The sequence below is a fragment of the Deinococcus phoenicis genome, assembly GCF_000599865.1.
Classification (GTDB): Bacteria; Deinococcota; Deinococci; order Deinococcales; family Deinococcaceae; genus Deinococcus; species Deinococcus phoenicis.
Genome location: NZ_JHAC01000018.1, coordinates 22091 through 48074 on the forward strand (window position 1 = coordinate 22091; position 25984 = coordinate 48074).

At 69.8% G+C, this 25984-nt stretch carries 27 protein-coding genes, 1 pseudogene and 1 riboswitch; of the genes and pseudogenes, 13 read left to right on the top strand and 15 right to left on the bottom strand.

What is annotated here, in order from left to right; genetic code table 11:
- Nucleotides 1–5: 5 nt before the first annotated feature.
- From DEIPH_RS06185 to DEIPH_RS06195, 3 genes are all read right to left on the bottom strand, one after another.
- On the bottom strand, nt 6–185 hold the full coding sequence (locus DEIPH_RS06185; protein WP_034355520.1) for a hypothetical protein: 180 nt from the start codon (nt 183–185) through the stop codon (nt 6–8).
- 42 nt (nt 186–227) lie between these two features.
- Entirely contained in the window at nt 228–1265 is a 1038-nt protein-coding gene (locus DEIPH_RS06190; protein WP_034355523.1) for a sugar phosphate nucleotidyltransferase, read from the bottom strand.
- A 67-nt stretch (nt 1266–1332) separates the two neighbouring features.
- Nucleotides 1333–2259 carry an alpha/beta fold hydrolase gene (locus DEIPH_RS06195; protein WP_034355526.1) on the bottom strand — a complete coding sequence of 309 codons (927 nt, stop codon included), beginning with the start codon at nt 2257–2259 and terminating at the stop codon, nt 1333–1335.
- Between the two features lie 121 nt (nt 2260–2380).
- Between DEIPH_RS06195 and DEIPH_RS06200 the strand changes: the two genes are divergently transcribed.
- The 6 genes from DEIPH_RS06200 to DEIPH_RS06225 all read left to right on the top strand — a co-directional run bounded on the left by DEIPH_RS06200 (nt 2381) and on the right by DEIPH_RS06225 (nt 7594).
- Nucleotides 2381–2659, top strand: a complete 279-nt coding sequence (locus tag DEIPH_RS06200; protein ID WP_034355529.1) for a hypothetical protein — start codon at nt 2381–2383, stop codon at nt 2657–2659.
- Between the two features lie 104 nt (nt 2660–2763).
- The gene (locus DEIPH_RS06205; protein WP_034355531.1) at nt 2764–3432 is read left to right on the top strand and encodes a response regulator transcription factor; all 669 of its coding nucleotides are present in this window, start codon (nt 2764–2766) and stop codon (nt 3430–3432) included.
- Nucleotides 3433–3609: 177 nt separating this feature from the next.
- The gene (locus DEIPH_RS06210) at nt 3610–4062 is read left to right on the top strand and encodes a hypothetical protein (protein WP_034355534.1); all 453 of its coding nucleotides are present in this window, start codon (nt 3610–3612) and stop codon (nt 4060–4062) included.
- 140 nt (nt 4063–4202) lie between these two features.
- Nucleotides 4203–5057: an acetyl-CoA carboxylase, carboxyltransferase subunit beta gene (accD, locus tag DEIPH_RS06215; RefSeq protein ID WP_034355536.1), complete on the top strand. Its 855-nt coding sequence runs from the start codon at nt 4203–4205 to the stop codon at nt 5055–5057.
- Nucleotides 5054–5998, top strand: a complete 945-nt coding sequence (locus DEIPH_RS06220) for an acetyl-CoA carboxylase carboxyltransferase subunit alpha (RefSeq protein ID WP_034355539.1) — start codon at nt 5054–5056, stop codon at nt 5996–5998. Before accD ends, DEIPH_RS06220 begins: the two co-directional genes overlap by 4 nt.
- Before the next feature lie 231 nt (nt 5999–6229).
- On the top strand, nt 6230–7594 hold the full coding sequence (locus DEIPH_RS06225; RefSeq protein WP_034355542.1) for a flavin monoamine oxidase family protein: 1365 nt from the start codon (nt 6230–6232) through the stop codon (nt 7592–7594).
- 86 nt (nt 7595–7680) lie between these two features.
- Here DEIPH_RS06225 and DEIPH_RS06230 read toward each other — a convergent pair whose 3' ends face one another.
- From DEIPH_RS06230 to ptsP, 3 genes are read right to left on the bottom strand one after another with little or no spacing between them, the layout of a single operon-like run.
- On the bottom strand, nt 7681–9570 hold the full coding sequence (locus DEIPH_RS06230; protein ID WP_034355546.1) for a PTS fructose-like transporter subunit IIB: 1890 nt from the start codon (nt 9568–9570) through the stop codon (nt 7681–7683).
- Between the two features lie 58 nt (nt 9571–9628).
- A complete protein-coding gene (gene pfkB, locus DEIPH_RS06235) occupies nt 9629–10600 on the bottom strand; it encodes a 1-phosphofructokinase (protein WP_081790816.1) in 972 nt (323 codons plus the stop codon).
- Nucleotides 10597–13095, bottom strand: coding sequence for a phosphoenolpyruvate--protein phosphotransferase (gene ptsP / locus DEIPH_RS06240; protein ID WP_034355549.1), 2499 nt, complete (start codon nt 13093–13095; stop codon nt 10597–10599). The genes pfkB and ptsP overlap by 4 nt, the downstream gene beginning before the upstream one ends.
- A 277-nt stretch (nt 13096–13372) precedes the next feature.
- Here ptsP and DEIPH_RS06245 point away from each other — a divergent pair, with 277 nt between their 5' ends.
- Nucleotides 13373–14152, top strand: coding sequence for a DeoR/GlpR family DNA-binding transcription regulator (locus tag DEIPH_RS06245; protein WP_034355551.1), 780 nt, complete (start codon nt 13373–13375; stop codon nt 14150–14152).
- Between the two features lie 72 nt (nt 14153–14224).
- Here the strand turns inward: DEIPH_RS06245 and sugE are convergent, their stop codons facing one another.
- From sugE to DEIPH_RS06285, 8 genes are all read right to left on the bottom strand, one after another.
- Nucleotides 14225–14545, bottom strand: a complete 321-nt coding sequence (sugE, locus tag DEIPH_RS20390) for a quaternary ammonium compound efflux SMR transporter SugE (RefSeq protein WP_034355553.1) — start codon at nt 14543–14545, stop codon at nt 14225–14227.
- A gap of 20 nt (nt 14546–14565) precedes the next feature.
- A riboswitch (guanidine-III (ykkC-III) riboswitch) is annotated at nt 14566–14637 on the bottom strand.
- A 206-nt stretch (nt 14638–14843) separates the two neighbouring features.
- On the bottom strand, nt 14844–15377 hold the full coding sequence (locus DEIPH_RS06255) for a hypothetical protein (RefSeq protein ID WP_034355556.1): 534 nt from the start codon (nt 15375–15377) through the stop codon (nt 14844–14846).
- Nucleotides 15374–15865, bottom strand: a complete 492-nt coding sequence (locus DEIPH_RS06260; protein WP_034355559.1) for a hypothetical protein — start codon at nt 15863–15865, stop codon at nt 15374–15376. The genes DEIPH_RS06255 and DEIPH_RS06260 overlap by 4 nt, the downstream gene beginning before the upstream one ends.
- Nucleotides 15866–15983: 118 nt before the next feature.
- Nucleotides 15984–16691, bottom strand: a complete 708-nt coding sequence (locus DEIPH_RS06265; RefSeq protein ID WP_034355562.1) for an ABC transporter ATP-binding protein — start codon at nt 16689–16691, stop codon at nt 15984–15986.
- Entirely contained in the window at nt 16684–17511 is an 828-nt protein-coding gene (locus DEIPH_RS06270) for an ABC transporter ATP-binding protein (RefSeq protein ID WP_034355565.1), read from the bottom strand. Before DEIPH_RS06270 ends, DEIPH_RS06265 begins: the two co-directional genes overlap by 8 nt.
- Nucleotides 17504–18487, bottom strand: a complete 984-nt coding sequence (locus DEIPH_RS06275) for a branched-chain amino acid ABC transporter permease (protein ID WP_034355568.1) — start codon at nt 18485–18487, stop codon at nt 17504–17506. Before DEIPH_RS06275 ends, DEIPH_RS06270 begins: the two co-directional genes overlap by 8 nt.
- A gap of 118 nt (nt 18488–18605) precedes the next feature.
- Nucleotides 18606–19466, bottom strand: a complete 861-nt coding sequence (locus tag DEIPH_RS06280; protein ID WP_034355616.1) for a branched-chain amino acid ABC transporter permease — start codon at nt 19464–19466, stop codon at nt 18606–18608.
- A gap of 61 nt (nt 19467–19527) precedes the next feature.
- Nucleotides 19528–20664, bottom strand: a complete 1137-nt coding sequence (locus DEIPH_RS06285) for an ABC transporter substrate-binding protein (protein WP_034355571.1) — start codon at nt 20662–20664, stop codon at nt 19528–19530.
- Between the two features lie 201 nt (nt 20665–20865).
- On the opposite strand from DEIPH_RS06285, the gene DEIPH_RS06290 reads away from it, so the two are divergent.
- Both DEIPH_RS06290 and DEIPH_RS06295 read left to right on the top strand, forming a co-directional pair.
- Nucleotides 20866–21345, top strand: coding sequence for an acyl-CoA thioesterase (locus tag DEIPH_RS06290; RefSeq protein WP_051517193.1), 480 nt, complete (start codon nt 20866–20868; stop codon nt 21343–21345).
- Nucleotides 21346–21372: 27 nt separating this feature from the next.
- Nucleotides 21373–21912 (top strand): annotated as a pseudogene (locus DEIPH_RS06295) (histidine phosphatase family protein); the annotation flags it as partial.
- A 28-nt stretch (nt 21913–21940) separates the two neighbouring features.
- Here the strand turns inward: DEIPH_RS06295 and DEIPH_RS06300 are convergent.
- Complete coding sequence (locus DEIPH_RS06300) at nt 21941–22474, bottom strand: DinB family protein (RefSeq protein ID WP_034355574.1); 534 nt, start codon at nt 22472–22474, stop codon at nt 21941–21943.
- A gap of 77 nt (nt 22475–22551) precedes the next feature.
- Here DEIPH_RS06300 and DEIPH_RS06305 point away from each other — a divergent pair, with 77 nt between their 5' ends.
- The 4 genes from DEIPH_RS06305 to DEIPH_RS06315 all read left to right on the top strand — a co-directional run bounded on the left by DEIPH_RS06305 (nt 22552) and on the right by DEIPH_RS06315 (nt 25842).
- Nucleotides 22552–23148 carry a hypothetical protein gene (locus DEIPH_RS06305; RefSeq protein WP_034355578.1) on the top strand — a complete coding sequence of 199 codons (597 nt, stop codon included), beginning with the start codon at nt 22552–22554 and terminating at the stop codon, nt 23146–23148.
- Between the two features lie 25 nt (nt 23149–23173).
- A complete protein-coding gene (locus DEIPH_RS06310; protein ID WP_034355581.1) occupies nt 23174–24010 on the top strand; it encodes an enoyl-CoA hydratase/isomerase family protein in 837 nt (278 codons plus the stop codon).
- Between the two features lie 99 nt (nt 24011–24109).
- Nucleotides 24110–24679 (top strand): hypothetical protein, encoded by a 570-nt coding sequence (locus DEIPH_RS19725; RefSeq protein ID WP_152544835.1) that lies wholly within the window; start codon nt 24110–24112, stop codon nt 24677–24679.
- 158 nt (nt 24680–24837) lie between these two features.
- Nucleotides 24838–25842, top strand: a complete 1005-nt coding sequence (locus DEIPH_RS06315; protein ID WP_051517195.1) for a malate dehydrogenase — start codon at nt 24838–24840, stop codon at nt 25840–25842.
- Nucleotides 25843–25984 lie beyond the last annotated feature (142 nt).

Below are 25984 nucleotides of genomic sequence, written 5' to 3' on the forward strand. Positions count from 1 at the left end.
GGCGTTCAGCCGTCCTCGTCCGTCGGTTCCTTGTGGGGCAGCATGGGCGTGAGGCGGGCGTGTTCGTCCGTCGGCGTGATGTTCTCCCGTTCTTCCCGGCTGGGGCCGGTGTCCAGGCCGCTGATCACGACTTCGCCGCGCGCCTCGTCCTGAGGCTCCGGTGGCCGGTCGGGTTGTTGGGTCATGCCCCAGGGTACGGCAGGGGTGGGGGCAGGTGATGTGTGTCCCTAGACCCGCAGGACGCTGTGATCCCCCACCACGATCTGCAAACCCAGGTCGGTCGGTGCGGCAACGGTGGCATACCGGCCGATGACGGCGCGCCGCAGGGGCCGGGTGGGCCGGCACACCGCCGCGTGTTCGTCGATCAGGGTGTCGGACAGGACCGCGCCCTCGACCTGCGCGTGCGGCCCGATGCTGACGTTCGGCCCGAGGGTGCTGCCGCGCACGCTGGCCCCCGCACCAACCAGCACGGGGCCGGTCAACGTGCAGTCCTGCACCGTCGCGCCCGCCTCCACCACGACCGGGCCGCTGAGGTGGCTCTCCCGCACGTCGCCGTCCACCCGGGAAGGCAGGCCCGCCAGAAAATGCGCGCTGGCGGTCAGCAGGTCGGCGGGGGTGCCCGCGTCGCTCCAGAACCCCGCGAAGGGCACCGCCCGCACCCGCCCGCCCGCCGCGACCACCCGCAGCAGCGCCTGGGGAAACTCGATCTCGCCGCGCACGCTGGGTTCCAGCTGCGCCACCTCCTCCAGCACGTGCGGGTGAAAGGCGAACACGCCGCAGGCCGCCAGGTCGCTTTGCGGGCGGCGCGGCTTCTCGTCGAGGCGGGTCAGCCAGCCTTCCTGCACGACCGCCACCCCGTAGGCGCTGGGGTCGGGCACGCGCTTGACGCCCAGGGCGGCGTCGGCCCCGTCCAGCGCGTCCACCAGGGGCCGCAGGGAGTCCGCGAACAGGTTGTCGCCCAGGTACAGCAGACCCGGGCCGCCTTCCAGAAAGGCGCGCGCCGCCAGGACCGCGTGTCCGGTGCCGCGCGGTTCCTCCTGCCGCAGGAAGGTCAGCGGCCCCTCGCCCCGGGTGGCGGCGCGCAGGGCGGCCTCGCTGGCGGGGCTGGTGACCACCGCGACCTCCCCGGCGCCGGCGGCCCGCAGCGCCCGCACCGCCCGCGCGATGATCGGCACGCCCGCGATGGGCACGGCGGGTTTGGGCCGGCCGGCACTGACCGGAAGGAGACGGCTGCCACGACCGGCAGCGAGGATCACGCCTTTCATATGGATGGGCCGAGTATAGCCGCCGACCTGTGAGAGAGCGGAAAGAGCGGGAGGAGCGGCGGCGGGGTCAGCGCGTCAGCGCCTCCTCCAGCGCCTCCGCGAAGGCGTCCTCGTCGTCGAGCCAGGGGTAGTGGCCGGCGTCCAGCACGGTCAGGTCCGCGCCGCCGAGGTCCACCAGCCACTCGACCTGTTCGGGGTAACTGGTGCGGTCATGGACCCCCGCGATCACGAAGAGGGGCCGGCGCAACTCCTGGAGAAAGGGCGGGTACTCGAACTCCCAGAGGCCCTGGTGGACGAGCGCTTCTTGCACCTCGCCGCCGCCCGCCAGTTGCCCCTCGGTGTCGGTGAACTCCAGGCGCATCCGGCTGGGCGCGTCACGGAATTGCAGGGCGTTCAGCAGGTCGCGGGCATTCAGCAGGCCGAAGGCGGCCTCGATGCGGGCCTCCCCGACCGGGGGATGCTGGCCCTCGGGGGTGCGGGCGCGCACGGCGTCGGCGGGGTCCTCCAGGGGCACGCCGCGCAGGGCGCTGGCCTCGCGCAGCAGCGTCAGGGCGAGTTCGGGGAACTGCACCCAGGGATTCACCACGATCACGCGGGCGGTGCGGTCAGGGTGCCGCCGCGCGTATTCCAGCGCGACCAGCGCGCCGAAGCCGTGCCCCAGCGGCACGATCCGCTCCGCACCCAGATACGCGCGCAGGGCCTCCAGGTCGGCGACCAGGGTGTCGAGGTCGAGGGTGTCCGCGCCCTGCTCGGTGTCTTCCAGCGGGCCGCTGCGCCCCGAGCCGCGCTGGTCGAGGTACACCACCCGGCGCCCCGCGAGCCGCTCGCCGAACAGTTCCCGGAACGAGTAGCTGTTGTAGCCGGGACCGCCGTGCAAAAAGACCAGGGGCGGTTCCGGGGCGGCCTCTGTGCCCAGGTCCTCTGGCCCCGTGACCTCGAAGTACAGGTCCGCGCCGTTCAGGCGCTCGAAACTCGGCTCGTCGGGCGTGGTCATGGGGGCATTCTAGGCGGGGCGGCCCCGGGCGCAAGGGTTCCGGGCGTAAGGTTCTCCGGTGTGTTGCGGCTCGGGGTGCCGCCCACAGCTTTGCCGCCCGCGCCTCCGCTACCCTGCGCGCATGACCTCCCCCGCGCCGCAGGGCATCGCCTTCACGCTCGACGGCGTGGACGAACTGACCTTTACCCGCATCCTGCGCGACGTGCTGGGCGACGCGGCCTTTGCCCGGCCCCTCCAGGTGCAGGCCCAGGAACCGCGCCCCGGCCGGCCCGCGCGCCTGACGCTGGTGTTCTGGCCGCAGGACCGCACCCGGGCGGTGCAGGCGATGCAGCGGCTCAAGACCCTGCTTCTGCGCCACGGCGTGCAGGTGGATTCGGTGCAGGTGCCCGGGGGAAGCTGACGGGGCGTTAAGAGTGCATAAACCGCCTCAGTCACCCGCCCCGCCCATCCCGGCCCCTACCATGACCGGAAACAGGCTCACGCCGGGAGACAAAGGCAGACCCCATGGACCAACGCATTCTCTTGATCGAAGACAACCCGGACATCACCCGCGTCGTCCAGTACGAACTGGAGCAGGCCGGGTACCGGGTGCTGACCGCGCCGGACGGCGTCACGGGCCTCACCAGCGCCCGTGAGAACACGCCCGACCTCGTGATTCTCGACCTCGGCCTGCCCGACTTCGACGGCGCGGAAATCGCCCGCCGCCTGCGCAAGACCAGCAGCGTGCCCATCATCATCCTGACCGCGATGGACGCCGTGGACCGCAAGGTCAATTTGCTGGAAGCGGGGGCCGACGACTACATGACCAAACCTTTCCACCCGGAAGAACTCGTCGCCCGGGTCAAGGTGCAGCTCCGCCACCAGCAGCACGGCGAGGTCATCAGCATCGGCGCGCTGGAAATCCATCCGCAAAAGCGGCTGTGCCATTACAACGGCCACGAGGTGCGCCTCTCGCCCAAGGAATTCGACCTGCTGACCTTCCTGGCCCGCCAGCCGGGCCGGGTGTACTCGCGCCAGGAAATCGAGCGCGAGGTCTGGAACGGCGAATTGCCCAGCAACTCGAACGTCGTGGACGTGCATATGGCGAACATGCGCGCCAAGCTGCGCGACCTCGACGGCTACGGGATTATCCGCACGGTGCGGGGGATCGGCTACGCGCTGAAGACCCCGTAAGGCGGCGCGCGACGAGGGGGAGGCCCTGCCGGTAAGGTGGGGCTTTTTGCCTTGCCGGTGGGGCGGGGCATGCCCGGGCTGACCGCCTGCCCCGGAGGTTCCCGCCCGGCCGCTGCGTAAACGTTCCCGCAACCGGGCCTCGCTGGTGTAGCGAAGGGGAGGTGTTACCCTCGGCACATGCGGACCGTCGTCCTGATCGTCATCGTGGTGCTCGCCGTGCTGTTCGCGGTGCTGAACCGGCACGCCCTGATGTTCGGACATACGCTCAACCTGGGTTTCGTGACGTACACGGGCGTCCCGCTGGGCTTGATCCTGCTGCTGACCGCCCTCGCGCTGGCGCTGATCTTCTACTTCTGGGCCGGGGTGGCGGGCCTGCGCGCCCAGGCCGACAGCGCGCGGCTGCTCCGCGACATGGAGGCGCTGCGGGTCAACCTCGACAGTCAGGAAAGCAGCCGCTTCGCGCAGTTGCAGATGTACCTGGATGAGCGCTTCCACACGCTGGGAAACGGCGCGGCCACCCCCTCCAGCGCCGATCTGGCGACCGTGAATGCCCGCCTCGACGCCCTTCAGCGCGACGTGAACGTGCAACTCGCGCAGATCGACGATTACCTCAAGCGCCGCCTGGGCTGACCTGCCTGCCTTCTCCCCGGCCCCTCCGCCCGCCGGCAAGGGGCCGGTGCGCCTGCGGGCTTGCACCCGGTTCAGTCGCCTGCGCCGTGCCCGTCTAGAATGGCGCGGGAAAGCGTGTCTTTCCTGAAGGAGTGAAGCGTATGGCGCTCGACCGTTTTTTCCGCAGACGCCGCCCGCAGCAGCAGGCGGGGGCCGACCTGCCGGACCTCTGGACCCAGTGCCCCCAGTGCAAGGAGGGGCTGTATAACCGTGACCTCGAAGCGGCCAGCTTCGTTTGTCCCAAGTGCGGCCATCACTTCCGCCTGGACGCCCAGAAGCGCCTCGACGTGCTGCTGGACGAGGGGTCCTTCCGGCCACAGTCGGGCCGCGTGCACCCGACCGACCCACTGAACTTTCAGGACACCGAACCCTACCCGGCGCGGCTGGCGCGGGCGCAGGCCAAGACGGGCCGCCCCGACGCCGTCCTGACCGGGACGGGCACCATCGGGGGCCTCCCGGTAACGGTTGCGGCGATGGACTTCACCTTCAGCGGCGGCAGCATGGGCAGTGTGGTGGGCGAGGAAATCGCGCGCGCGGCTGAACACGCGGCCCGGGCAGGCACGCCCTTCGTGCTGGTCGCGGCCAGCGGCGGGGCCAGGATGCAGGAAAGCGCCCTGTCGCTGATGCAGATGGCGAAGACCACCGTGGCGCTGGAGGGCCTCGCCGCACGCGGTCTGCCCTATATCAGCATCCTGAGCGACCCGACGACCGGGGGCGTGACGGCCTCCTTTGCCACCATCGCGGACGTGATCCTGGCCGAACCGGGCGCCCTGATCGGCTTCGCCGGGCCGCGCGTGATCCAGCAGACCATCCGCCAGCACCTCCCGGAAGGCTTCCAGCGGGCCGAGTTTCTGCTGGACCACGGCATGGTGGACGACGTGGTGGACCGCCGCGAACACCGCGCCTACCTGACCCGCCTGCTGGGCGTGCTGACGCGGCAAGAGGTGGGGGCGTGACCGCCGCCGACACGCTGACCAAGCTGGAAGCCCGCGTGCGCGACCTGGAAACCACCGCCCGCGAAACCGGACAGAACCTCGACGCGGCCCTGACGCCGCTGCGGGCCGAGGTGCAGCGCCTGCGCGCCGAGAAAAGCGCCAACCTGTCGCGCTGGGACCGGGTCCAGCTGGCCCGCACGCCGGGGCGGCCCACCGCGCTCGATTACGTCGAGCGGCTCTGCACCGACTTCACCGAGCTGCACGGCGACCGGGCCTACGGCGACGATCCCGCCCTGATCGGTGGCCCGGCGCGCTGGCAGGGCACACCCGTCATGCTGCTGCTCCAGCAAAAGGGCCGCGACACCAAGAGCAAGATCAAACGCCGTTTCGGCAGCGCCAACCCCGAAGGCTACCGCAAGGCCGTGCGCCTGATGGACCTAGCCGACCGCTTCGGGCTGCCGGTCGTGGCCCTGATCGACACCCAGGGGGCGTACCCCGGCATCGAGGCCGAGGAACGCGGCCAGGGCTGGGCGATTGCCGAGAGCATTCAGCGGATGGTGCGCCTGCGGGTGCCCGCCGTCTGCGCCGTGATCGGTGAGGGCGGGTCGGGCGGGGCACTCGCCATCGGCGTCGGCAACCGGGTGCTGATTCAGGAAAACGCCTGGTACTCGGTGATCTCGCCCGAGGGGGCCGCCAGCATCATCTGGAAGGACGCGGGCAAGGCCCCCGAGGCTGCCGAGGCGCTGAAGCTCACCGCCCCCGACCTGCTGGACCTGCGAATCGTCGAGGAGGTCATTCCCGAGCCGCCCGGCGGCGCGCATCTGGACATGGACGCCGCCGCCCAGGCATTGGGGGAGGCCGTCAGCCGCAACCTCGCGGACCTCGCCGGGCTGGACGGGGACGAGTTGCGGGCGCAACGGGCCGCCCGCTTCCGGGCGCTGGGAGCCTTTACCGAGAGCTAGGGCGGGGCGCAGAAAGGTTGCCACCTTTTGGCAACCTTTCCGAGCGGAGCGAGAAGCGCAAAAAGGGCGGCGCGCAGTGGAGTGGACGCCCGAGACATGCGGCAACGAAACGGAGCGCCGCCCTAGGAACGGGGCGGACGGAGGTGGAGCGGTGGGGCGCAGAGGCCCAGCCTGCTCCACCTCCTCAATTTTTGGGGACGCCTTTGCCGCCCCGGCGCGGTACGCTGATCCATGATCACAACCCACCCGCAGGCCCCAGAGGTCATCGTCGTCGGTGCCGGCCTCGCGGGCCTGACCGCCGCGCGCAGGCTGACGCAGGCGGGGCGGCGGGTGCGGGTGCTGGAGGCGCGGGAGCGGGTCGGCGGGCGGACCCAGACCCTGCGTCTCCCGGTGACAGGTGTCAGCGTGGACGTGGGCGGGCAGTGGGTGGGGCCGAACCAGCCGCACGTGATGGCCTTGATCCGCGAACTGGGGCTGGAAGTCTTTCCCACCCACGACGCGGGGCAGAATCTGGCGCACCTGCTGGGGCGCACGCTGCGGTATCGGGGGTTGATTCCGCCACTGCCGCCGCATGTCCTGGCCGATTACGCGCTGCTCTCGGGGCGCTTCGAGGCGCTGGCCCGCCGTCTCCCGAAAGAGGCCCCCTGGGATGCCCCGGACGCCGCTGCCCTGGACGCCCAGACCTTCGACACCTGGATCACCCGCCACGCCCACACCCCCCAGACCCGCGCCCTGATGCGCCTGTATGCCGGGGCAGTCTTCAGTGCGGACGCGGCGGAACTCAGCCTGTTGCACGCGCTGGCCTACACCGCGCACGGGGGCGGCATCAACGGGCACACCCTGACACGCGGCAACGCCCTGCAAGACCGCGTGCTGGGCGGCGCGCAGGCCATCGCGCAACGGCTGGCGGACGGATTATCTGACGTGCGCCTCAAAAGCCCGGTCACGCGGGTCGAACAGGACGGGGCGGGCGTCACCCTTCACACGCCGGACGGCCCGCACCACGCCCCGCACGTCATCCTCGCTGTGCCCCCGGCCCTGCTGGCGGGCGTTCCTTTCGACCCCCCCTTGCCCGCCCGCCGCGCGCAGCTTCAGCAACGGCTGCCGATGGGGGCAGTGGTCAAGTTTCTGGCCGTCTACGGGCGCCCCTTCTGGCGGGAGGCGGGCCTCAGCGGCATGGCGATCAGCGACACGGGGCCGGTGACCGTCACCTTTGACAGCAGCCCGCCGCAGGGCACGCCCGGCGTGTTGCTCGGGTTCATCGAGGGCCACGCCGCCCGCGCCCTGATGGAAAGCCGCGAGGCGGAACGCCGGGACGCCGCCCTCACCAGCCTCGCCCGGCTGTTCGGTCCCCAGGCGCTGCACCCGCTGGAAACGGTGGAACGCGACTGGGCCGCCGAACCCTACAGCGGCGGCTGTTACGGTGCCCTCTTCGGCCCCGGCACCTGGACCGGGTACGGCCCGGCGCTGCGCGCCCCGGTGGGCCGCCTGCACTGGGCCGGAGCGGAAACCGCCCGCGTGTGGATGAACTACATGGACGGCGCGGTGGAAAGCGGCGAGCGCGCGGCGGCGGAGGTGCTGGGGGCGGGGCTTTGACTGGAACGGAAAAGGAGGGCCACCCCGTCACGGAGCCGCCCTCCCGCTTTTCCCACTGCCCACGTCCTACAACCCACGACCTCCCTTCAGTCCGTCGCCGCGTTCGCCACACTCGGCGTATTCGTCGCGGCAGGCGTCTCCACGATGGGTTTTTTCAGGATGCCCAGCATGACCGTGCTCACGGCTGTCCCGGCCAGCAGCGCGACCACATACATGGGCAGGTTGGTCACGGCGTTGGGGATGAACAGCACGAAGATGCCGCCGTGCGGGGCGCGCAGCAGGCACCCGGCGGCCATGCTGATGGCTCCGGCGACCGCCGAGCCGACCATCAGCGCCGGAATCACGCGCAGGGGGTCGCGGGCGGCGAAGGGAATCGCGCCTTCCGTGATGAAGGAGATGCCCAGCACCCCGGCGGCCTTGCCGGCCTCGCGCTCGTCGTGGGTGAAGCGGTTCTTGAAGAACAGGGTGGCGAAGAACAGGGCCAGCGGCGGCGTCATGCCAGCGGCCATCACGGCGGCAATCGGGCCGTAGACCTTCGCGCCCAGCAGGCCGGTGCTGAAGGTGTACGCGGCTTTGTTGATGGGGCCGCCCATGTCGAAGGCCATCATCGCGCCGAGCAGCGCGCCCAGCAGACCCGCGCTGGTGTTGCCGAGGCCCTGGAGCCAGGCGGTCAGCCCGGTCAGCGCCGCCGCGACGGGCCGACCCACGACCAGCATCATCAGCAGGCCGACGGCCAGCGTGCCCAGCAGCGGCAGGATCAGCGTGGGCTTGAGGCCCTCCAGCGTGCGCGGCAGCCGGATCGAGCGCGTCAGCCACAGCACGATGTACCCGGCCAGGAACCCCGCGATGATGCCGCCCAGAAAGCCGCTGCCCGTCAGCCCCGCCAGGAAGCCGCCGATCATGCCGGGGGCGAGGCCGGGCCGGTCCGCGATCGAGAAGGCGATGTACCCCGCCAGCACCGGCACGAACAGCCCGAACGCGCCCTTCGACCCGATCTGGAAGAGGGTGTTCCCCAGCGTCCCCGCGTACCGGTCCTCATAGATGAAGATGCCCTGGTCACCGAACTGGAAAGAGCCGATGGCAAAGGCGATGGCGATCAGCAGCCCGCCCGCCACCACGAAGGGCAGCATGTGCGAGACGCCGGTCATCAAGTGCTTGTAAAAGGCCGGCGTCCCCGCGTTCTTGGCGGCCTTCCCGGCGCTCGCCTGCGAGACGAAATCGGTGCCGCCCTCCGCGCCCGCGACGGCCAGACCCGCCGCCGTGCCGTAGACGGGAGCCTCGGCCAGCGCGCGCTGCACCAGGGCCTGCCCGCCACTGATGGCGGGTTTGGTGCCGGTCTGATACACCCGCTTGCCCGCAAAGCGCGAGAGGTCCACGTTGGTGTCCGCCGCGATAATCACCACGTCCGCCGCCGCGATGTCCTGCGGGGTGAGCGGGTTGCCCGCGCCCACGCTGCCCTGCGTCTCCACCTTCACCCGGTAGCCCAGCGCCTTCGCGCCACTTTCCAGCCCCTCGGCGGCCATGAAGGTATGCGCGATGCCGGTCGGGCAGGAGGTGATGCCCACGATGCTCAGGGGACGGCCCGCCGTGCCGGGGGTTGAGGTCGGGGGAGGGGAGACGGTCCCTGCTGTGGTCGTGGTGGCGACCGTGCCGCCCGCTCCCGTGCTCCCCGTGCCCGAACCCCCCGCCTGCGAGATCAGTCCCGCCGCGTTCCGAATCGCTTCCCCTATGCTTGCGCGCACGATGCGTTTCCCGGCGAAGCGCCCCTCGTCCACCTTCACGTCGGCGGCGAGAATGACCGCGTCCGCCGCCGCGATTTCTGCGGGCGTCAGGGTGTCCTGCGCGCCGACGCCGCCCTGCGTTTCCACCCGCAGGTCGTCGCCTGCGGCCTGGGCGGCCCGCCGCAGCGCCTCGGCGGCCATGAACGTGTGTGCGATGCCTGTCGGACAGGCCGTGACTGCGACTAGCTTTGCCATGACTGCGCCTCCTGGGAGGGGGAATGAAGCCGGGTTGCCGGGTCCTGAGCCTTGAAGTTCATGCCGTCTCCACCCGCTCTGCCGCGTCCACCTGCACCTGCGCGGCGAAAGCGTCCAGTTCCGCACGCGGCGGCAGGTGTGCGCCCAGGCGGGTAATCGCCCCCAGACTGAAGGCCGTCGCGCGCCGCGCCGCGTCCGCCAGACCCAGACTGTCCGCGTGGGCCGCCACCAGCCCCGCCACCATCGCGTCGCCCGCGCCGACGGTGCTTTTGACGGTCACGCGGGGGGGAAGGGCGCGCACCGCCTCCCGTTCGGTCACCAGCAGCGCCCCGCGTTCGCCCTGCGACACGGCGACGAGTCCGGCCCCGCGCCGCAGCAGTTCGCGCGCCGCGTTCAGCACCTCGGCCTCCCCGCCCAGCGGGCGACCCAGGGCCGCCTCCAGCTCGTGAATGTTCGGCTTGACGAGGTCGGGCAGCACGTCCGCCGCGAGGGCCGCATTCAGCGCCGCACCGCTGGTATCCAGCGCGACGAAGCGGCCCGCCGCGCGCAGCCGGGCAGTCAGGCGGGCGTAGAAGTCGGGGGCCACGCCGGGCGGCAGGCTCCCCGCCAGTACGAAGGCGGCGTGGTCGGCGGTGAGGTGGTCCAGCCGCGCCTCCAGGTCCTGCAACGCCTCCGGCGTGGCGGCCAGGCCCGGCAGGTTGATGTCGGTCGTCTCCTGGGCCGCGCCGTCCACCAGTTTGACGCCCACGCGGGTCGCGCCGGGGACGCGCACGAACTCGTCGCGCACGCCTTTCGCGCGGAACAGCATCTCAAACCGCTCGGGGTTCTCGCTCCCCAGCAGCCCGGTCGCCGTCACGCTCAGGCCCCAGTCAGCGAGGAAGGAGGCCACGTTCACGCCCTTGCCGCCCGCGTCGAGCTGGAGGGATTGCCCGGCATTCACCTCGCCCTGCCGCCAGCCGTCGGCACGCACCGTGAGGTCCAGGGCCGGATTCAGCGTGAGCGTCGCCACCCGGAAAGGAGCGGCGGTCACGCGGTCGCCCCTTCCGGCTGCGGCGGGCGCACCAGGGCGCGCACGGCCTCGGCGTTGGGCTGGGCCAGGGCTTCCCGGGCGAGCGCCTGGAGTTCGCCCAGCGTGCGCTGACGGAGCGCCGCCTTCACGCCCGCGATTTGCGGGGTGCTGACCGACAGTTCCTTCACGCCCAGGCCCGTCAGCAGCAGCGCGCCCACGTCGTCGCCCGCCGCGCCGCCGCACACGCCGACCCATTTGCCGTGCCGGTCGGCGGCCTGCACCGTCAGCGCGATCAGTTGCAGGACGGCGGGGTGCATCGCGTCCGTCTGGCGGGCGAGTTGCGGGTGCAGGCGGTCCATCGCCAGCGTGTACTGGGTCAGGTCGTTCGTGCCGATGCTGAAGAAGTCCACCTCCGGCGCGAGTTGTTCCGCGATCAGGGCCGCCGAGGGCACCTCGATCATCACGCCCAGCGGCACGCGCGGCGCGCCGAGTTCGGCCCGTACCTCGTCAAAGATCGCGCGGGCGCGGCGGAAGTCCTCCAGCGTGGAGATCATCGGGAACATCAGGTGGACGTTGGGGTAATCCTTCGCCACCCGGGCCACCGCGCGCAGTTGCGGCAGGAAGAGGTCGGGGCGCTCGAAGCACAGCCGGATGCCGCGCAGTCCCAGGAAGGAATTGTCCTCGTGGGCCAGGCCCAGGTAAGGCACCTCCTTGTCCCCGCCGATGTCCAGCGTGCGGATAATCAGCGGGCGGCCCTCCAGCGCGGCGGCCATCGCGCGGTATTCGCGTTCCTGCTCGTCCTCGGTGGGCACCGAATCGCGTTCCAGAAAGAGGAACTCGGTCCGCATCAGGCCCACGCCCTCGGCCCCGGCTTCCAGCGCGGCCAGCGCGTCGGCGGCGCGGTTGATGTTGGCGGCGACCTCCACCCTCGCCCCGTCGCGGGTCGCGCCCGGCTCGAAGCGGGCGGCGCGGGCGGCCTCGCGCTCCCGCTCCAGCACGCCCTGCCGCTCGCGGGCCGACTGCACGTCCGCCTCCGAGGGATTGAGGTACAGCCGCCCCGCCGAGCCGTCCAGAATCGCGGGCGTGCCGTCGGGGATGTCCAGCACGCCATTCCCGGCGGCCACCACCGCCGGCAGCCCCAGCCCCCGCGCGATAATCGCCGTGTGACTGGTCGGCCCCCCCTGCGCGGTCACGAAGCCCAGCAGCGTGTCCGGCCCCAGCCGCGCGGTGTCGCTGGGCGTGAGGTCGGGCGCGAGCAGGATCACCGGGCCGCCCGCCTGCACGTCCGCCTCGCGAATCCCCAGCAGCTGCCGCAGCACCCGCCGCTGCACGTCGCTGAGGTCCACCGCGCGGGCGGCGAGCGTTGGGTCATCCAGTTTCTGAAGCTGCGCGATGCGGTCATCGGTGGCCGCGCGGTAGGCCCAGGCCACGCCGTGCCCGTCCAGAATGCGGGCCACGGTGTCCTGCACGGTCCCTTCATCGGTCAGCAGTTCCTGATGCGCGCGGAAGATGGCGGCCTTGTGGCTGCCGAACTTCGCGCCCACGTCCGAGATCACGGTGTCCAGTTCGGCGTTGGCGGCGGCCAGGGCGTTGTCCAGCCGGGCGGCTTCCTGGGCGGGGTCGCCGGGTTCGTCGCGCACGTCCAGCGGGCGGGGCGCGTGCTGCCGCGTCACGCCCACTACCAGGCCGTCGGCGGCGGCCACTCCATCCACCGTCGCCCCGGCCCCGTCGGGCACCCAGTCGGGTTCACGGCGGACGGGGGCTGTGCTGGCCGGTGCGGCGCTGAGGTCGTCGCCCAGCCCGGAGCGAATCGCGTCGGTGACGGCGGCGAGCAGTTCAGGGCTGTCCGCGCTCACCGTGAGGGGCGTGCCGCGCGTGAGGCCCAGGCTCAGCACTTCCATCAGCCGGGTGGCGTCGGCGCTCTCGCCGGACTCCCGGCTCAGGCGCACCCGCCCGCCGCGCGACCGCACCAGCGTCGCCAGCCCCGTCGCGGGTCGGGCGTGCATCCCCAGGGGGTTGGGCAGCATGACCTGTGCGGTGTAGGGCAGGTCGGAGCCGGAGGTGGGCGTGGTGGCTGCGGCGGGCCGCTCCCCGGTCAGCGCCTCCTGCACGTCGGCGGGGTCGGTGGTGGTGGAGAGCTTTTCCACCAGCGCGTCATCGGCCAGCACGCGGGTCAGGCGGCGCAGGATATCCAGGTGCTCGTCGCTCGCGGCGGCGATGCCGACCACCAGGCGCACCCGTTCACCCCCCACGCCCCAACGCACGCCGCCGGGGACCTGCAAGACCGCAATGCCCGTCTGGCGAATCAGGTCGCGCGTCTCGGGCGTGCCGTGCGGAATGGCGATGCCGCTGCCCAGATAAGTATTGGCCTGCCCCTCACGCGCCAGCATCCCGTCCACATACCCTGGCGCGACGTTGCCGTTCTGCACCAGCAGCGCGGCGACCTGTGCGATGGCGTCGGCCTTGCTGCCCGCCTGCGCCCCCAGCCGAATCAGTCCCTGCGGAAGATCGATCATGCCTCTGCTGCCCTCCCCGTGTGCCACCTGCGGGCGACGCCCTGCTTCGGAACCTTGCTTGCTTCTGAAGAATCCTGATTAATTTTGATCATTTCGGATCATACTCTGCCCCCCGGGGGAGTTCAAGGGGGCGGGGCACTCTGCTGAAAAGCGGCGTTCTCCCGGTGTATGAGGGAATCTTCGCCACCAGCGGCACCACTCGTTTCGCCAGGGCGCGGGCCACGCTGCTGAGCACTTTTGAGCAACTTCGTGTGCGCCTGCGCTACTATGCGTTCAGATGACTGCCCCGCTCGCAGAGGAACGCCTGACGCGCATCCTGGACCTGCTGGCCCGCCAGGGGACGGTCCGCACGACGGCCATCACCGCACACCTGGGCGTGAGTGGGGCCACGGTGCGGCGCGACCTCGACGTGCTGGCGGGGCGGGGGCTGATCCGCAAGCTGCATGGGGGCGCGGCGCTGGCGAGTCAGGACCAGCAGTACCGCGACCGCCAGCAACTCGAACGCGGCGGCAAGGAACGGCTGGCCCAGGCCGCGCTGACCCTGCTCACGCCCGGGCAGACGGTGTATCTGGACGCGGGCACCACGGCGCTGCATGTCGCGCAGGCGCTTCGCCGCACGCCCGCCCTCACCCGCACGTTGCGCGTCGTGACCCACGGCATCGACGTGGCCTACGAACTCAACGGCGAGTGCCCGCTGTACGTGGTCGGCGGCGAGGTGTACGGCTCCACCTACAGCCTGACCGGTCCCGACGCGCTGGCGACGGTGGACCGCTACAGCTACGACACCTTTCTGGTCGGCTGCACCAGCATCGATCCCGAACGCGGCCTGACGAACAGCAATCTGGTGGAGGCGCAGCAGAAGGCGGCCATCCTGCGCCGCGCCCGCCGCAGCCTCCTGATCGCGGACCACAGCAAGTGGGGGCACGCGGGCTTCGCCACCTTCGCGGGCCTGGGAGACGTTGCCGCGTGGGTCACCGACCGCGCCCCGGCGGACGCGCTTCGGGCTTTCCAGTCGGCGGGCGCGCAGGTGGTCGAGGCCGACGCCGTCCTGAAGTGAGAAGAGGGGAGAAGGTCCGCTGGCCTTCTTCCCCTCCCTTTGGCTGTTGTCTGGGTTGCTGTTCTGTGGTGCTCAGTGCCCGCTCGTCGCCTTCAGCCCGATAATGGCGACGACCATCATCGCGAGAAAGGCGAGGCGCGCAGGCGTGGCGGGTTCCCTGAACAGCACGATGCCTAAAATGGCCGCACCGACCGCGCCGATGCCCACCCACACGCCGTAGGCTGTCCCGATGGGCAGCGTTTTGGTTGCCAGGCCCAGCAGGCCCATGCTGGCGATCATGCTGGCAACGGTCAGCACGGTGGGCAGGGGCCGGGTGAACCCCTCGGTGTATTTCAGGCCGATGGCCCAGCCGACTTCCAGCAGTCCCGCGATCACGAGCAGTATCCATGCCATGCGTGACACCTCCTCCAGTGTCCGCGCCGTCTTGTCGTGACCGGGTACGGCGGTGCTCTCGTCCGGAGTCCTGCCCCTTGCGGGGGCGACTGAGAGCAAGTCTAGAGCATTTGTCAAAAAGAGACCTTCTTTTTGACCGAGCGAAGCGAGTGAAAGAGGGAGAGCGTTTGGGAGAATGGAGCCGGAGGAGGCGCTTTTCCTCCTCCGGCGTAATTCGGACAAATGCTCTAGCCGCTGGCGGTCGGCAAAAGAGGAGAGGCGTGTAAGCGCCTGTTTACATGCCTCTCCGCCAGCCGACTCAGCGGGTGTAGACCCGGTACCTTGCCGTGATGTCGTAGGTCACGCAGGGGGCCTCGCCCGCCAGCACTGGGGCGACACAGACGGTCAATTTGCCGCCGACGCTCACGGTGTCGGGCCGGTCCTCTCCGGCCACGCCGCTCAGTTTCGGGAATTGCCCGGTGAGTTCTGCCGCCTCGTAGCTCTGTGAGGCGGCGGCGCGGTGCAGGGGATCGCCGCCGGGGTTCACCAGGGGCGAGAGGGGCAGCCAGCGGCCCTTGCCCCGGCTGTCTTTCGCGTACAGCGTGGCGGACACGCGCGGGATGAAATAGAAGGTGCGCGCGCCCGGCCAGCGCTCACGCAGGGCCAGCGGCAGCCGCAGCGTGCAGTGGGGGTACGTTTCGTCCGCCAGCAGAAAGTTCTGGCGCGGGGACTTGAAGTAGGTGTCGGCGCAGGTGAGGCGGACCTTCTCGCGCGGAATGGGGAGGCTGCGGGGGGCCGCCGCATGGGCGAGGCCGAGCGTGCAGAGGGCCAGCAGGGTCAGGACTCGGTTCATGGGGTCTCCTCAAGCAATTCCACCTGCACCGAGCTGTCGGCGGCGGTGAAGCGGCAACTGAAGTCGGTGCGGGTGCGGTCCTGGGCCGTGACCCAGCCGTCCCAGCGTTTGCCGTCGGCGTTCGCGCTCATCTGCCCCGCCGCCTCACGCGGGCTGGGGAAGCGCAATTCGGGCAGGCCGAGCTGTGCGCCCACTTCCGCCTGGCAGCGGTCCATCAGCGCGGACGCCGTGATGCCTCCGCTCGCGTCGTCGCTCCCGGCGGGGGAGGGGCGCAGCAGAATCACCCCCGCGAGGACCACCAGGACCGGCAGCAGCCAGAGGCCCGGGCGCCACCACGGGGCTTTGGGTGGCTGGAGGACCGAGCGCACCTCCTGGCGGTAGGCGTGCAGGGCCAGTTGATGACGGGCGCGTTCCTGCTGCACCTGTAGGGCGCGGGCGGCGGCCAGTTCCTCCTCCTCGATGCGCCGCATCTCCTCGTCACTCAACATACTCACGAGAGTGCTTCACTCACGGGGGGGCTGTCGTCCTCCCAAAGGTGGAAGGCCCGCAAAAGAAGGCGGCGGAGGGCCAACGTTCGCTGACTCTCCGCCCCACCTCAACCTTGTGCTACACGCCCAGGTACGCGCTCCGCACGCGGTCGTCTCCGAGCAGCTCGGCCTGGGAGCCTTGCAGCGAGACGCGCCCGCCTTCCAGCACGTAGCCCCGGTGGGCGATCCCCAGCGCGGCGAAGGCGTTCTGTTCGGCCAGCAGCACACTGACACCCGCCTCGTTCACGCGCTGCACCGCCTCGAAGACCTGCTCGACCACCAGCGGCGCGAGGCCCAGCGAGGGTTCGTCGAGGAGCAGCAGCTCTGGGCGGGCCATCAGCGCGCGGGCAATCGCCACCATCTGCTGCTGCCCGCCGCTGAGGCTCCCGGCAGGCGCGCGGCGCTTTTCCACCAGTGCGGGAAAGAGGGTATACACCCGCTCCAGTTCCCGCGCGTTCCCGGCGGCGTCCTGGCGGTGGACGAAGGCCCCCAGCCGCAGGTTCTTGTCCACGCTGAGGTCGGGAAACAGCAGGCGGCCTTCCGGGCACTGCGAGACGCCCCGCGACACGTTGAACTCGGGCCGGCCGCCCGTCAGCGGCGTGCCGTTCCAGGTCGCCGTGCCGCCCGAGGGCCGCTGCAACCCGCTCAGGGTGCGGAAAAGGGTACTTTTGCCCGCCCCGTTCGCGCCCAGCAGCACCACGATCTCGCCGCCCTGCACGGTCAGGTTCACGTCGTGCAGCGCCCGGAAGGGGCCGTAATTCACGCTCAGGTCACGAACCTCAAGCATGGGACCCTCCGGCCTGTCCGGGCTGGCCCATCTGCCCGCCGTGCGCGTGGCCGCCCAGGTACGCCTCGATCACGGTGGGGTCGCGGCTGACTTCGGCGGGCGTGCCCTGCGCGATCTTCTGGCCGTGGTGCAGCACCAGAATCCGGTCGGCCAGGCCCATCACCAGGCTCATCTTGTGTTCCACCAGCGCGACCGTCAGGCCGCCCGCCACCAGTTCGCGGATCAGGCCCATCAGGCTGACAGTTTCTTCGGGGTTCATTCCGGCGGCGGGTTCGTCCAGCAGCAGCAACCGGGGATCGCTCGCCAGCGCCATCGCGATGCCGACGCGCTTCTGGCCCTCCTGGGTGAGTGCCCCGGCGGGCCGCCCGGCCTGAGAGGCCAGCCCGACCCGTTCCAGCGCCCGCATGGCCCCGGCGCGGCTCCCCTGCTCGTCCTGGCGCTCGCGGCCTGTCCGCAGCAGCGCGTCGAGCAGCCCGGCGCGGGTGCGGACGCGGTGGCCGATCATGGCATTGTCCAGCACGCTGAGTTCCTTGTAGATGGTGGTGGTCTGAAAGGTCCGGGCGATGCCGCGCGCCACCACCTGATGCGTTTTCAGGCGCGTGATGTCCTCGCCCAGAAAGCGGATGCTCCCCGAGGTCGGCTGATAAAAGCCCGAGATCAGGTTGAAAAAGGTGCTCTTGCCCGCCCCGTTCGGCCCGATGATCGCGGTGATCTGCCCCGCCGGAACACTCGCCGTCACGTCGCGGACGGCGTGCAGCCCGCCGAAGTGGATGCCCAGGTCCCGGACCTCCAGCACCGGTTCAGGCGCGGCCTCAGGCATGGTCCACCGTCCTTTCCGTCCGTGCGGCGACCCGGCGCGCCTGGGCACGGTCCCACAGCCCGGCGAGGCCCTGCGGCACGAACATCACCAGCAGCACCAGCAGCGGCCCGAACACGATGTACTGGTAATCCTGAAGGCCCTTGAGCGACTGCGTCAGGCCGTACATCAGGGCCGTGCCCAGCAGCGGCCCCGCCAATGTCCCCACGCCGCCCACCAGCAGGTACAGCAGCACCGTGAAGGTGGTGACCGGCCCGGTCACGCTTGATCCCAGAAAGCCCACGTAGGCCGCGTACACGCCGCCCGCCAGCCCCGCGATGGCGGTCGAGAGCATCAGCGCGCGCAGCTTGTGGGTATACACGTCGATTCCGGCGCTGCGGGCCAGGTCCTCGCCGCCCCGGATGGCGACCAGCGAGCGCCCGAACACGCTGCCCCGTGTCCGCGCCACCACCAGCACCGTCAGGGCCAGCGCGGCCAGGGCCACGTAATAGAAGTTGGCCCCCTTGGAAAAGTCGATCCCCAGCAGGCTGGTGGCGGGCGGCACGCCGTTGAGGCCCTCGTTGCCACCCGTCAGCGCGTCCCATTTGTTGATGACCAGCTGGAGAATCACCCCGACGCCCAGCGTGAAGATCGCAAAGGCGTCCCCCCGGGTGCGGAAGGCCACCAGGCCCAGCAGCAGGCCACCCAGCGCGCTGATCAGCACGCCTGCCGGCAGGGCCAGCCAGAAACTCCAGTGGGCCTTGAGGGTCAGGATGCCCACCGCATACGCGCCGATGCCGAAAAACCCGGCGTGCGCCAGCGACAGCAGGCCGCTGTAGCCCAGCATCACGTTCAGGCCGTAAGCCAGCATGGCCCAGATCATGATGTTGATCCCGATGTCCAGCACATAGCCGCCGGGTTTCAGCAGCGGCAACAGCGCCGCCAGGGCAAAAATGACGAGCCAGCCCCACGGGCCGGGTTTGAAGGCGGCGCGGTTCATCGGATCACGCTCCGGTCGCGTGCCGGCACGGCAGGACACCGCCCGGCCCTCCACCTGCGCGTGTCCCTCACGGTTCCTGCTCCTTCCGGCCGGGTTCGTGCGGGGGCGCTCACTGGCATCACGTCCCCCTCCGGAAGAGGCCCTCGGGCTTGATCGCCAGCACCAGCACCAGCATCGCGAAGCCGATCACGTCGGCAAAATCGAGGTTGATGTAAAAGCCGCCGAAAACCTCGGCCAGCGCCAGCAGAAAGGCGCCCACGATCGCGCCCGGCACGCTGCCCATGCCGCCCAGAATGATGATGGCGAAGACCTTGAGGTTCATCACCTCGCCCATCGAGGGGGCCACCGAGATGATCGGCGCGATGAGGGCGGCGGCGGCGGCGGCCAGCCCCCCGGAGATCGCAAAGGTCAGCATCCCGACCCGGTTCACGTTCACGCCCACCAGCCGCGCGCCCTCGCGGTTCTGGCTCATGGCCTCGATGGTGGCCCCGGTCAGGGTGCGCTTGAGGAAGTAGTTCAGGCCCAGCACCACCAGCACGGACGCGGCGATGACCAGCACGCGCTGCCAGGTGATGATCACGCCGCCCAGGTTCACGATGCCCGGGACCGGTTCGGCGATCTGCTTGAAGTCCGGCCCCCAGATCAGTTGCACGGCGGCCTCCACAAAAAACAGCACGCCGATGGCGGCAATCATGGAGTGAACGTGGGGCGCGTTCCTGAGGGGATAGAACACCGCGCGCTCCAGCAGGGCGGCCAGCAGGGCCACCCCCGCCGCCGCCAGCAGCAGCGCGGCTACGTAGGGCACCCCCAGCCCCGAGAGCGCGGCGTAGGCGAAGTACGCGCCCAGCATGTACAGGCCGCCGTGGGCGAAGTTGGGCACCCGCATCACGCCGTAGACCAGCGTCAGCCCCAGCGCCACGAGCGCGTAGACGCCGCCCAGCGCCAGCGCGTTGAAGAGTTGTTGCAAGAAGGTGGTCAAGGACAGTCTCCAGAGAATGAAGGCCGCGCCCCTCATGCGGACGGGGCGCGGTGCAGGCGGCTTACTTCAGGTTGGGCAGACGGAGTTTGGTGAACTTGCCGTTCTTCACGCTCGCGGCGACCACGTCGGCGTCGAGGTGTCCGGCGGGGGTCACGCCCTTGAGGCTGTAGATCGCGACGGATTTGGGCAGCGCGGCGACGGCGGCCCCCAGCTTGGCGCGAATGGCGACCGGGTCGGTGGTGGTGCCCGCCAGGGCCATGGCGCGGGCGACGGCGTGCATCCCCACGTAGTTCAGGGCCGCCTCGCTGGTCGGAATCTTCTTGTAGAGGCGCTGGTACTGCGCGACGAAGACGGGTGCGCCGGGGTACTGCGCCGTGGGCAGCACGCCGACCGAGCCGTCCAGGTACGCCTGCGGCACGATCTGGTTCATCTGCTCGAACTTGGCCTGGTCCATCACGATGAAGCCGCCCTTGAAGCCCTGTTCGCGGGCCGCCTTGATCACCAGCGCGGTCGGCTGGCTGGGGCCACCCACGAACAGCACGTCGGGCTTCTCGGCCAGGGCCTTGGTCACGGCGCTGGAATAGTCCACGGTGGTGCCGTAGTCCACGCCGTTGTTGCTGCCGACCGTGCCGCCCTGCTTTTTCCACTCGTCGGTCACGGCCTCGGTCCACTGTTTGCCGTAGGCGCTGGTGGTCCCGACCAGCCCCAGCTTCTTGCCGAAGGCCTTCATCTCGGTGCTGACAAAGGGGGCCACGTAGTTGTCGTAGCGGGGCGGCAGCATGAAGGTGAGGGGGTTTTTCGCCTCCAGAATCTTCGGCTCGCTGGAGTACGCGACCAGCAGGAAGTTCGGGTCGCGGGTCGCCAGCGGCTGCACGGTCAGGATGCCGCCCGCGTGGGGCACGAAAATCACGTCGATGCCCTGGCTGGTCAGGCGCTTGACGTTGGTGGCCGTCTCGTTGGGCAGGTAGCGGTCGTCGAGCGCGACCAGCTTGAAGGTGACCTTCTCGCCGTTCACGGTCACGCCGCCCGCCTTGTTGATCTCGCCGATCGCCATGTCGATGCCGCTTTGCACGTCCTTGCCGTAAAAGGCCGCGCCGCCCGAGAGGGGGCCGCTGTAGCCGATGTTCACGACCTTGTCGGCCAGCGCCGAACCGGCCGCCAGGGCGAGGACGAGGGAAACGAGGGTGCGCCTTTGCATAGGAAACCTCCGGTGCCGGTGATCCGGCAGAAAGCTAGGGGCCAGCCGGGCCTCGCGGCCCTGGACGCAGTACAAGTTGAGTGTGCCCGTCATGCTGGCACGGGGGGCAGAGGGTGTCAATTGTCTCCCCCCCATTCTGGAAACGCGCCGAATGAAAAGCGGGCAGGGGCAAATGCGGCGCCGCCCGCTACACTCGGCGCGATGTCTGAACGTCCCTCCCCCGCCCGGCCCGACCTGGCCCAACCCGCCACCACCCCCGCCCCCCGCAGCCGCGCCCGGATGCTGGAACTGGTGTTTCCCAAGGACACCAACTATCTCGGCACAGCCTTCGGGGGCTTCGTGCTGTCGCTGATGGACAAGGCGGCCAGCGTCGCGGCGGTGCGGCACGCGGGCGGCGCGGTCGTGACGGCCCGCATGGACGGCGTGGACTTTCATACCCCGATCCGGGTGGGAGACGCGGTGGCCCTCGACGCGCGGGTGGTCCGGGTGGGCCGCAGCTCGATGACCATCCGGGTGGACGTGTACCGCGAGAACATGGCCTCGGGCGAGCAGCAGCTCGCCACCACCGGCTTTTTCGTGTTCGTGGCGGTGGACGAGGACGGCAAACCCCGTCCGGTGCCGCCCCTGGCCGGGGACGCCGACACCTCCAGCGAGGAGCCTGACCCCGAGGCCCGGCCCTGACCGCCTCCCAGACCGGCCCGCTGGCAGGGCTGGACCGACACGCCGCTGGGCACCCTCGGCACCGAGCAGGCGCGCCGGCTGGGGCGGCGGCTGGCGGGCCGTGATCCGGGCCGGGTCTATGCCAGCGACCTCCAGCGGGCCGCCGACACCGCTCTGCTCGCCCTGCCGGGTCAGCCGCTGACCCTCGACGTGCGGCTGCGCGAACTGCACTTCGGCGACTACGAGGGCGTCTCCAGCGCCGAGGTCCGGCATGACCCCGGCTACGCGGCGTGGCAGCGTGACCCCTGGACCCTTCCCGCCCCGGGCGGCGAGAGCCTGCGCGAGGTCGCGGCCCGCCTGCGCGGCTGGGCGGAGGAACTGCCCGGCGGCACAGTCACCGCCTTCACGCACGGGGCCGCCCTCCGCGCGCTGCTGTGCGACCTGTTCGGCTGGCCGGTGACGCCCCAGCCGGATTACGTCCTGCCCTTTCCCTACCGCTTGGCCCACACCGGCCTGACCCGCCTGACCCGTGAGGCGGGCCGCTGGACCCTGCTCACCTACAACGATCACGCGCACCTGGAAGATTGAGGTGTCGTGACATCGGCGGAGCCGCCGCTCAGGAGGCCGTGACGGCCAGCACCAGCCGCACGTGCCCCAAGTGGTGGCGCAGGTGCCAGTCGTGCTTGGCCAGGAGCCGCCAGAGGTCCTGCTCGCCCTCCTGCGGGTGCATGACGCGGCGGGCGAAGTGTTCGGGGGCGACCCCACGCAGCAGCGCCCCCCAGCGCAGATTCGCCGCGTCCAGCAGGGCCAGCGCCGCCGAGGGAGGCAGAGCCGCGTCGGGCAGGGCCAGCCACGCCTCCTGATCGAAGGGCTGAATCACGTATTCCTCAGTCGTGAGGCCGAAGCGCAGGCGGTTCAGCCCGTGCAGGTGCGCGTCCGCCGCATGGTGGGCGAGCTGCGCCACCGTCCATGCACCGGGGCGGTAGCTGCGGGTCAGGACGGCCTGGGCCAGCTCGGCCAGGGCCGCGCGCCACTGGCGGGCCGTGTCCTCCATGCGCGCCGCGACCTCCGCCAGCATGGCCGCGTCCCGCCGGGGCAGGTCCTGAAGCGGGCCGATGGGAAAGCGCCGGGCGTCGGGGTCGGGGGTCATGCGGACAGTATTGCCCCTGGCTGCCAGCAGGGACGGAACACAGCCGTCGCCAGCCTGCTGCACGTTAAGCTGCCCCCATGCTGACGCTGGCGGAGGCGGCCCGGTTCCCAGGAACGCAGGTGGGCGCGGAAATACGGCGGCTGGCGGCGCACCCTGACCGCGTGCCCGCCGCGATGCTGGTGCCTGCGGCCTTCGAGGAAACGTTTTACCGCACGGCCAACCTGCCCGAACAGCTCGCGCGCCTGCTTGCGCCCGTGAACCCGGCCCGCCTGGACGAGGACCTGCTCGAAAGGCTGGCCGCCCAGGCCCAGGCTCTCATCCGCACCAGTTCATTGCTCGACGACGGCGTGCAGGTCTTTTACCGCGCGCTGGGCAACGCGGGCCTGAGTGCGGGCGAGGTCCACGCCCGGCGACCAGGTGGGCGGGGGGTGGAGGCCGCCCGCGTTACGCCCCCCGGCACCGCCGCCCTGCACGCCGTCAAGCGGCTGTGGGCACACGACTGGACCTTCGAGGCGCTGCTCTCCAGGCTGGACGACACCGGCAGCATCGCCCTGGAAGCCCGCCCGACGCTGCTGCTGGCCGGGCCGCCGGGCGTGCCGGACGCGGGCCTCGCCGCCGAACTGGGGACGGAGACGGCGCTGGTGAATCCGCTGGGGCTGGTTGGGCTGCCCTGACGCGGCAGAGTGTTAGCCTCCGCCCATGACCCCACATTCACTGAGCGCCGAGCAACTGACCGCGCCGGGAGCGTACCCGGGCCTGGACCTGACCTTGCACGGGGGCGGCCTGCTCGAACTCGTCATCCGCAGCGAAGGGACGCTCAACAGCGTGAACGCGGATGCCCACCGCGCGCTGACCTACGTGTGGCGCGACATCGACGCCGCGTCCGGTATCCGCTGCGTGCTGATCCGGGGCGAGGGGCGCGGCTTTTCTTCGGGCGGCGACTTCACGCTGATCGAGGAGATGAGCGGGGACTTCACCGCCCTGGCCCGCGTGTGGCGCGAGGCGCGGGACCTCGTCTACAACGTCGTCAACTGCGGTAAGCCTATCGTGAGCGCCATTCACGGCCCCTGTGTGGGCGCGGGCCTGGCGGTGGCGCTGCTGGCCGACGTGAGCGTGGCGGCAAAAAGTGCGCGCCTGCTCGACGGGCACGTGCGCCTCGGCGTGGCGGCGGGCGACCACGCCGCGATTATCTGGCCCCTGCTGTGCGGGCTGAACAAGGCCAAATACCACCTCCTGACCGGCGAACCTGTCAGCGGCGAGGAAGCCGAGCGCATCGGCCTGGTCAGCCTGTGCGTCCCCGACGAGGAGCTGCTCCCGCGCGCCTGGACGGTGGCGCGCAAGCTCGCAGCGGGCAGCCCCACCGCCGTCCGCTGGACCAAGTACGCCCTGAACAACTGGCTGAGGCAGGCCGGGCCGACCTTCGACGCCAGCCTCGCCCTGGAGTTCCTGGGCTTCACCGGCCCCGACGTGAAAGAGGGCCTCGCCAGTCTGCGCGAGAAGCGCGAGCCGAGGTTTCAGGAGGACGCGCCGATCTGAGGGAAGGAGTAAGGCGTAGGGGAGATCAAGAAACTTCAGGTTGTGTGTCGGGGTGCTCGATGTAACCCTCAGTAATGAACACGTCCAGGATAGGTAAACATGAAGTTGGAATCAGCACATTGGGAGCATCTAGGGCGACTGCTCTCGTATCTAGAGGAGCTGGACGGTTTCATTTCTGTTAATGTGGATGACCGTGGATTACGGTATGAATTTGCCACTTCAAAACTGTTAATCATTCAGAGTAGGTCTTCGGGAGAGATTAGGTGCATCTTTAATGTTCTATCGAATGAGCTAATCTATGAGAGATTTTCTTTAAATGACATTTTGCCCGCTTATAATAGGAAGTCTTTATTTTTGTATCCATACACAAATAAGACCGACCTTGTCTTTAATCTACTTGTTGAGGCGTTGAAGTCATATGCCATCGGGCTAATCTTGGCTGAGAGAGATTCACTTGAGAGGATTTTATTTGAACGCGAAAGAGTTAGCGCTGAAGCAATGTATCGTTACTTTAACTTACCCGTTAAAGAGAAGGCAGAGGAGGCCTGGAAGAATCGAGAGTATGATCTTGTAATAGAGATATACAGTTCTATATTAGATAAGTTGTCCACTTTAGAACTCAAGCGCCTTAGATATGCCGAGAAGGCCTCTCAAAAGCTAAACGAGTAGACAGTTGCGGAGAGGTACAGCCCCGTTCATTCTGTTACCCTTGGTGAGATTTTGCTGTGCCCTCTCCCCCTGTCTCCCCCAGGGGAACGCCCCCGCCCCTGGGCCGCCCCTGGCGTTAGGATGGGCCGAAAAACTTCACCTTTCGGGAGGGCATCACCATGACGATGAACCAGAGCACCAAGCAACCCGTTCGTGTGGCCGTGACCGGCGCTGCCGGGCAGATCGGCTACAGCCTGCTGTTCCGCATCGCTTCCGGCGACATGCTGGGCAAGGACCAGCCTGTGATCCTGCAACTGCTGGAGATCACGCCCGCCCTCAAGGCCTTGGCGGGCGTCGTGATGGAGCTGCGCGACTGCGCCTTCCCCCTGCTGGCCGACGTCATCACCAGCGACGACCCGATGGTGGCCTTCAAGGACGCCGATTACGCCCTGCTGGTCGGCGCGATGCCGCGCAAGGCCGGGATGGAGCGCGGCGACCTGCTGGGGGCCAACGGCGGCATCTTCAAGCCCCAGGGCGAGGCGCTGAACAAGGTGGCCAGCCGTGACGTGAAGGTGCTGGTCGTGGGCAACCCCGCCAACACCAACGCCCTGATTGCGCAGCAGAACGCCCCCGACCTCGACCCCAAACAGTTCACGGCGATGGTCCGCCTCGACCTCAACCGCGCGATCTCGCAGCTCGCGGAGAAGACGGACGCGCCCGTCACCGCGATCAAGAACGTGATCATCTGGGGCAACCACTCCTCCACCCAGTACCCCGACCTCTCGCAGGCCACGGTGAACGGCACGCCCGCCCTCGACCTGGTGGACCGCGAGTGGTACGAGACCACCTACATCCCCACCGTCGCCAAGCGCGGCGCGGCGATCATCGAGGCGCGCGGGGCCAGCAGCGCCGCTTCCGCCGCGTCGGCGGCCATCGACCACATGCGCGACTGGGCGCTGGGCACCGCCGAGGGCGAGTGGGTCAGCATGGGCATTCCCAGCGACGGCAGCTACGGCATCCCCGAAGGGCTGATCTACGGCTTCCCCGTGCGCACGCACGGCGGCCAGTACGAGATCGTGCAGGGCCTGGACGTGTCCGACTTCAGCCGGGGCAAGATGGACGCCACCGCCCAGGAACTTACCGAGGAACGCGACGAGGTCCGCAAGCTCGGCCTGGTGAAGTAAGCCGGCAGGGGAGAGGGCGGGGTCCGGTGGGCCTCGCCTTTTCCTGCTGGCCCGGCTCAGGCCGCCTTCCCCTGGTGGTTTCTTCTTCTCCCCAGCCGGCCCCCGGTTGACAGTTCGGGGGACCGCCGCTAAAGTAAGCAAG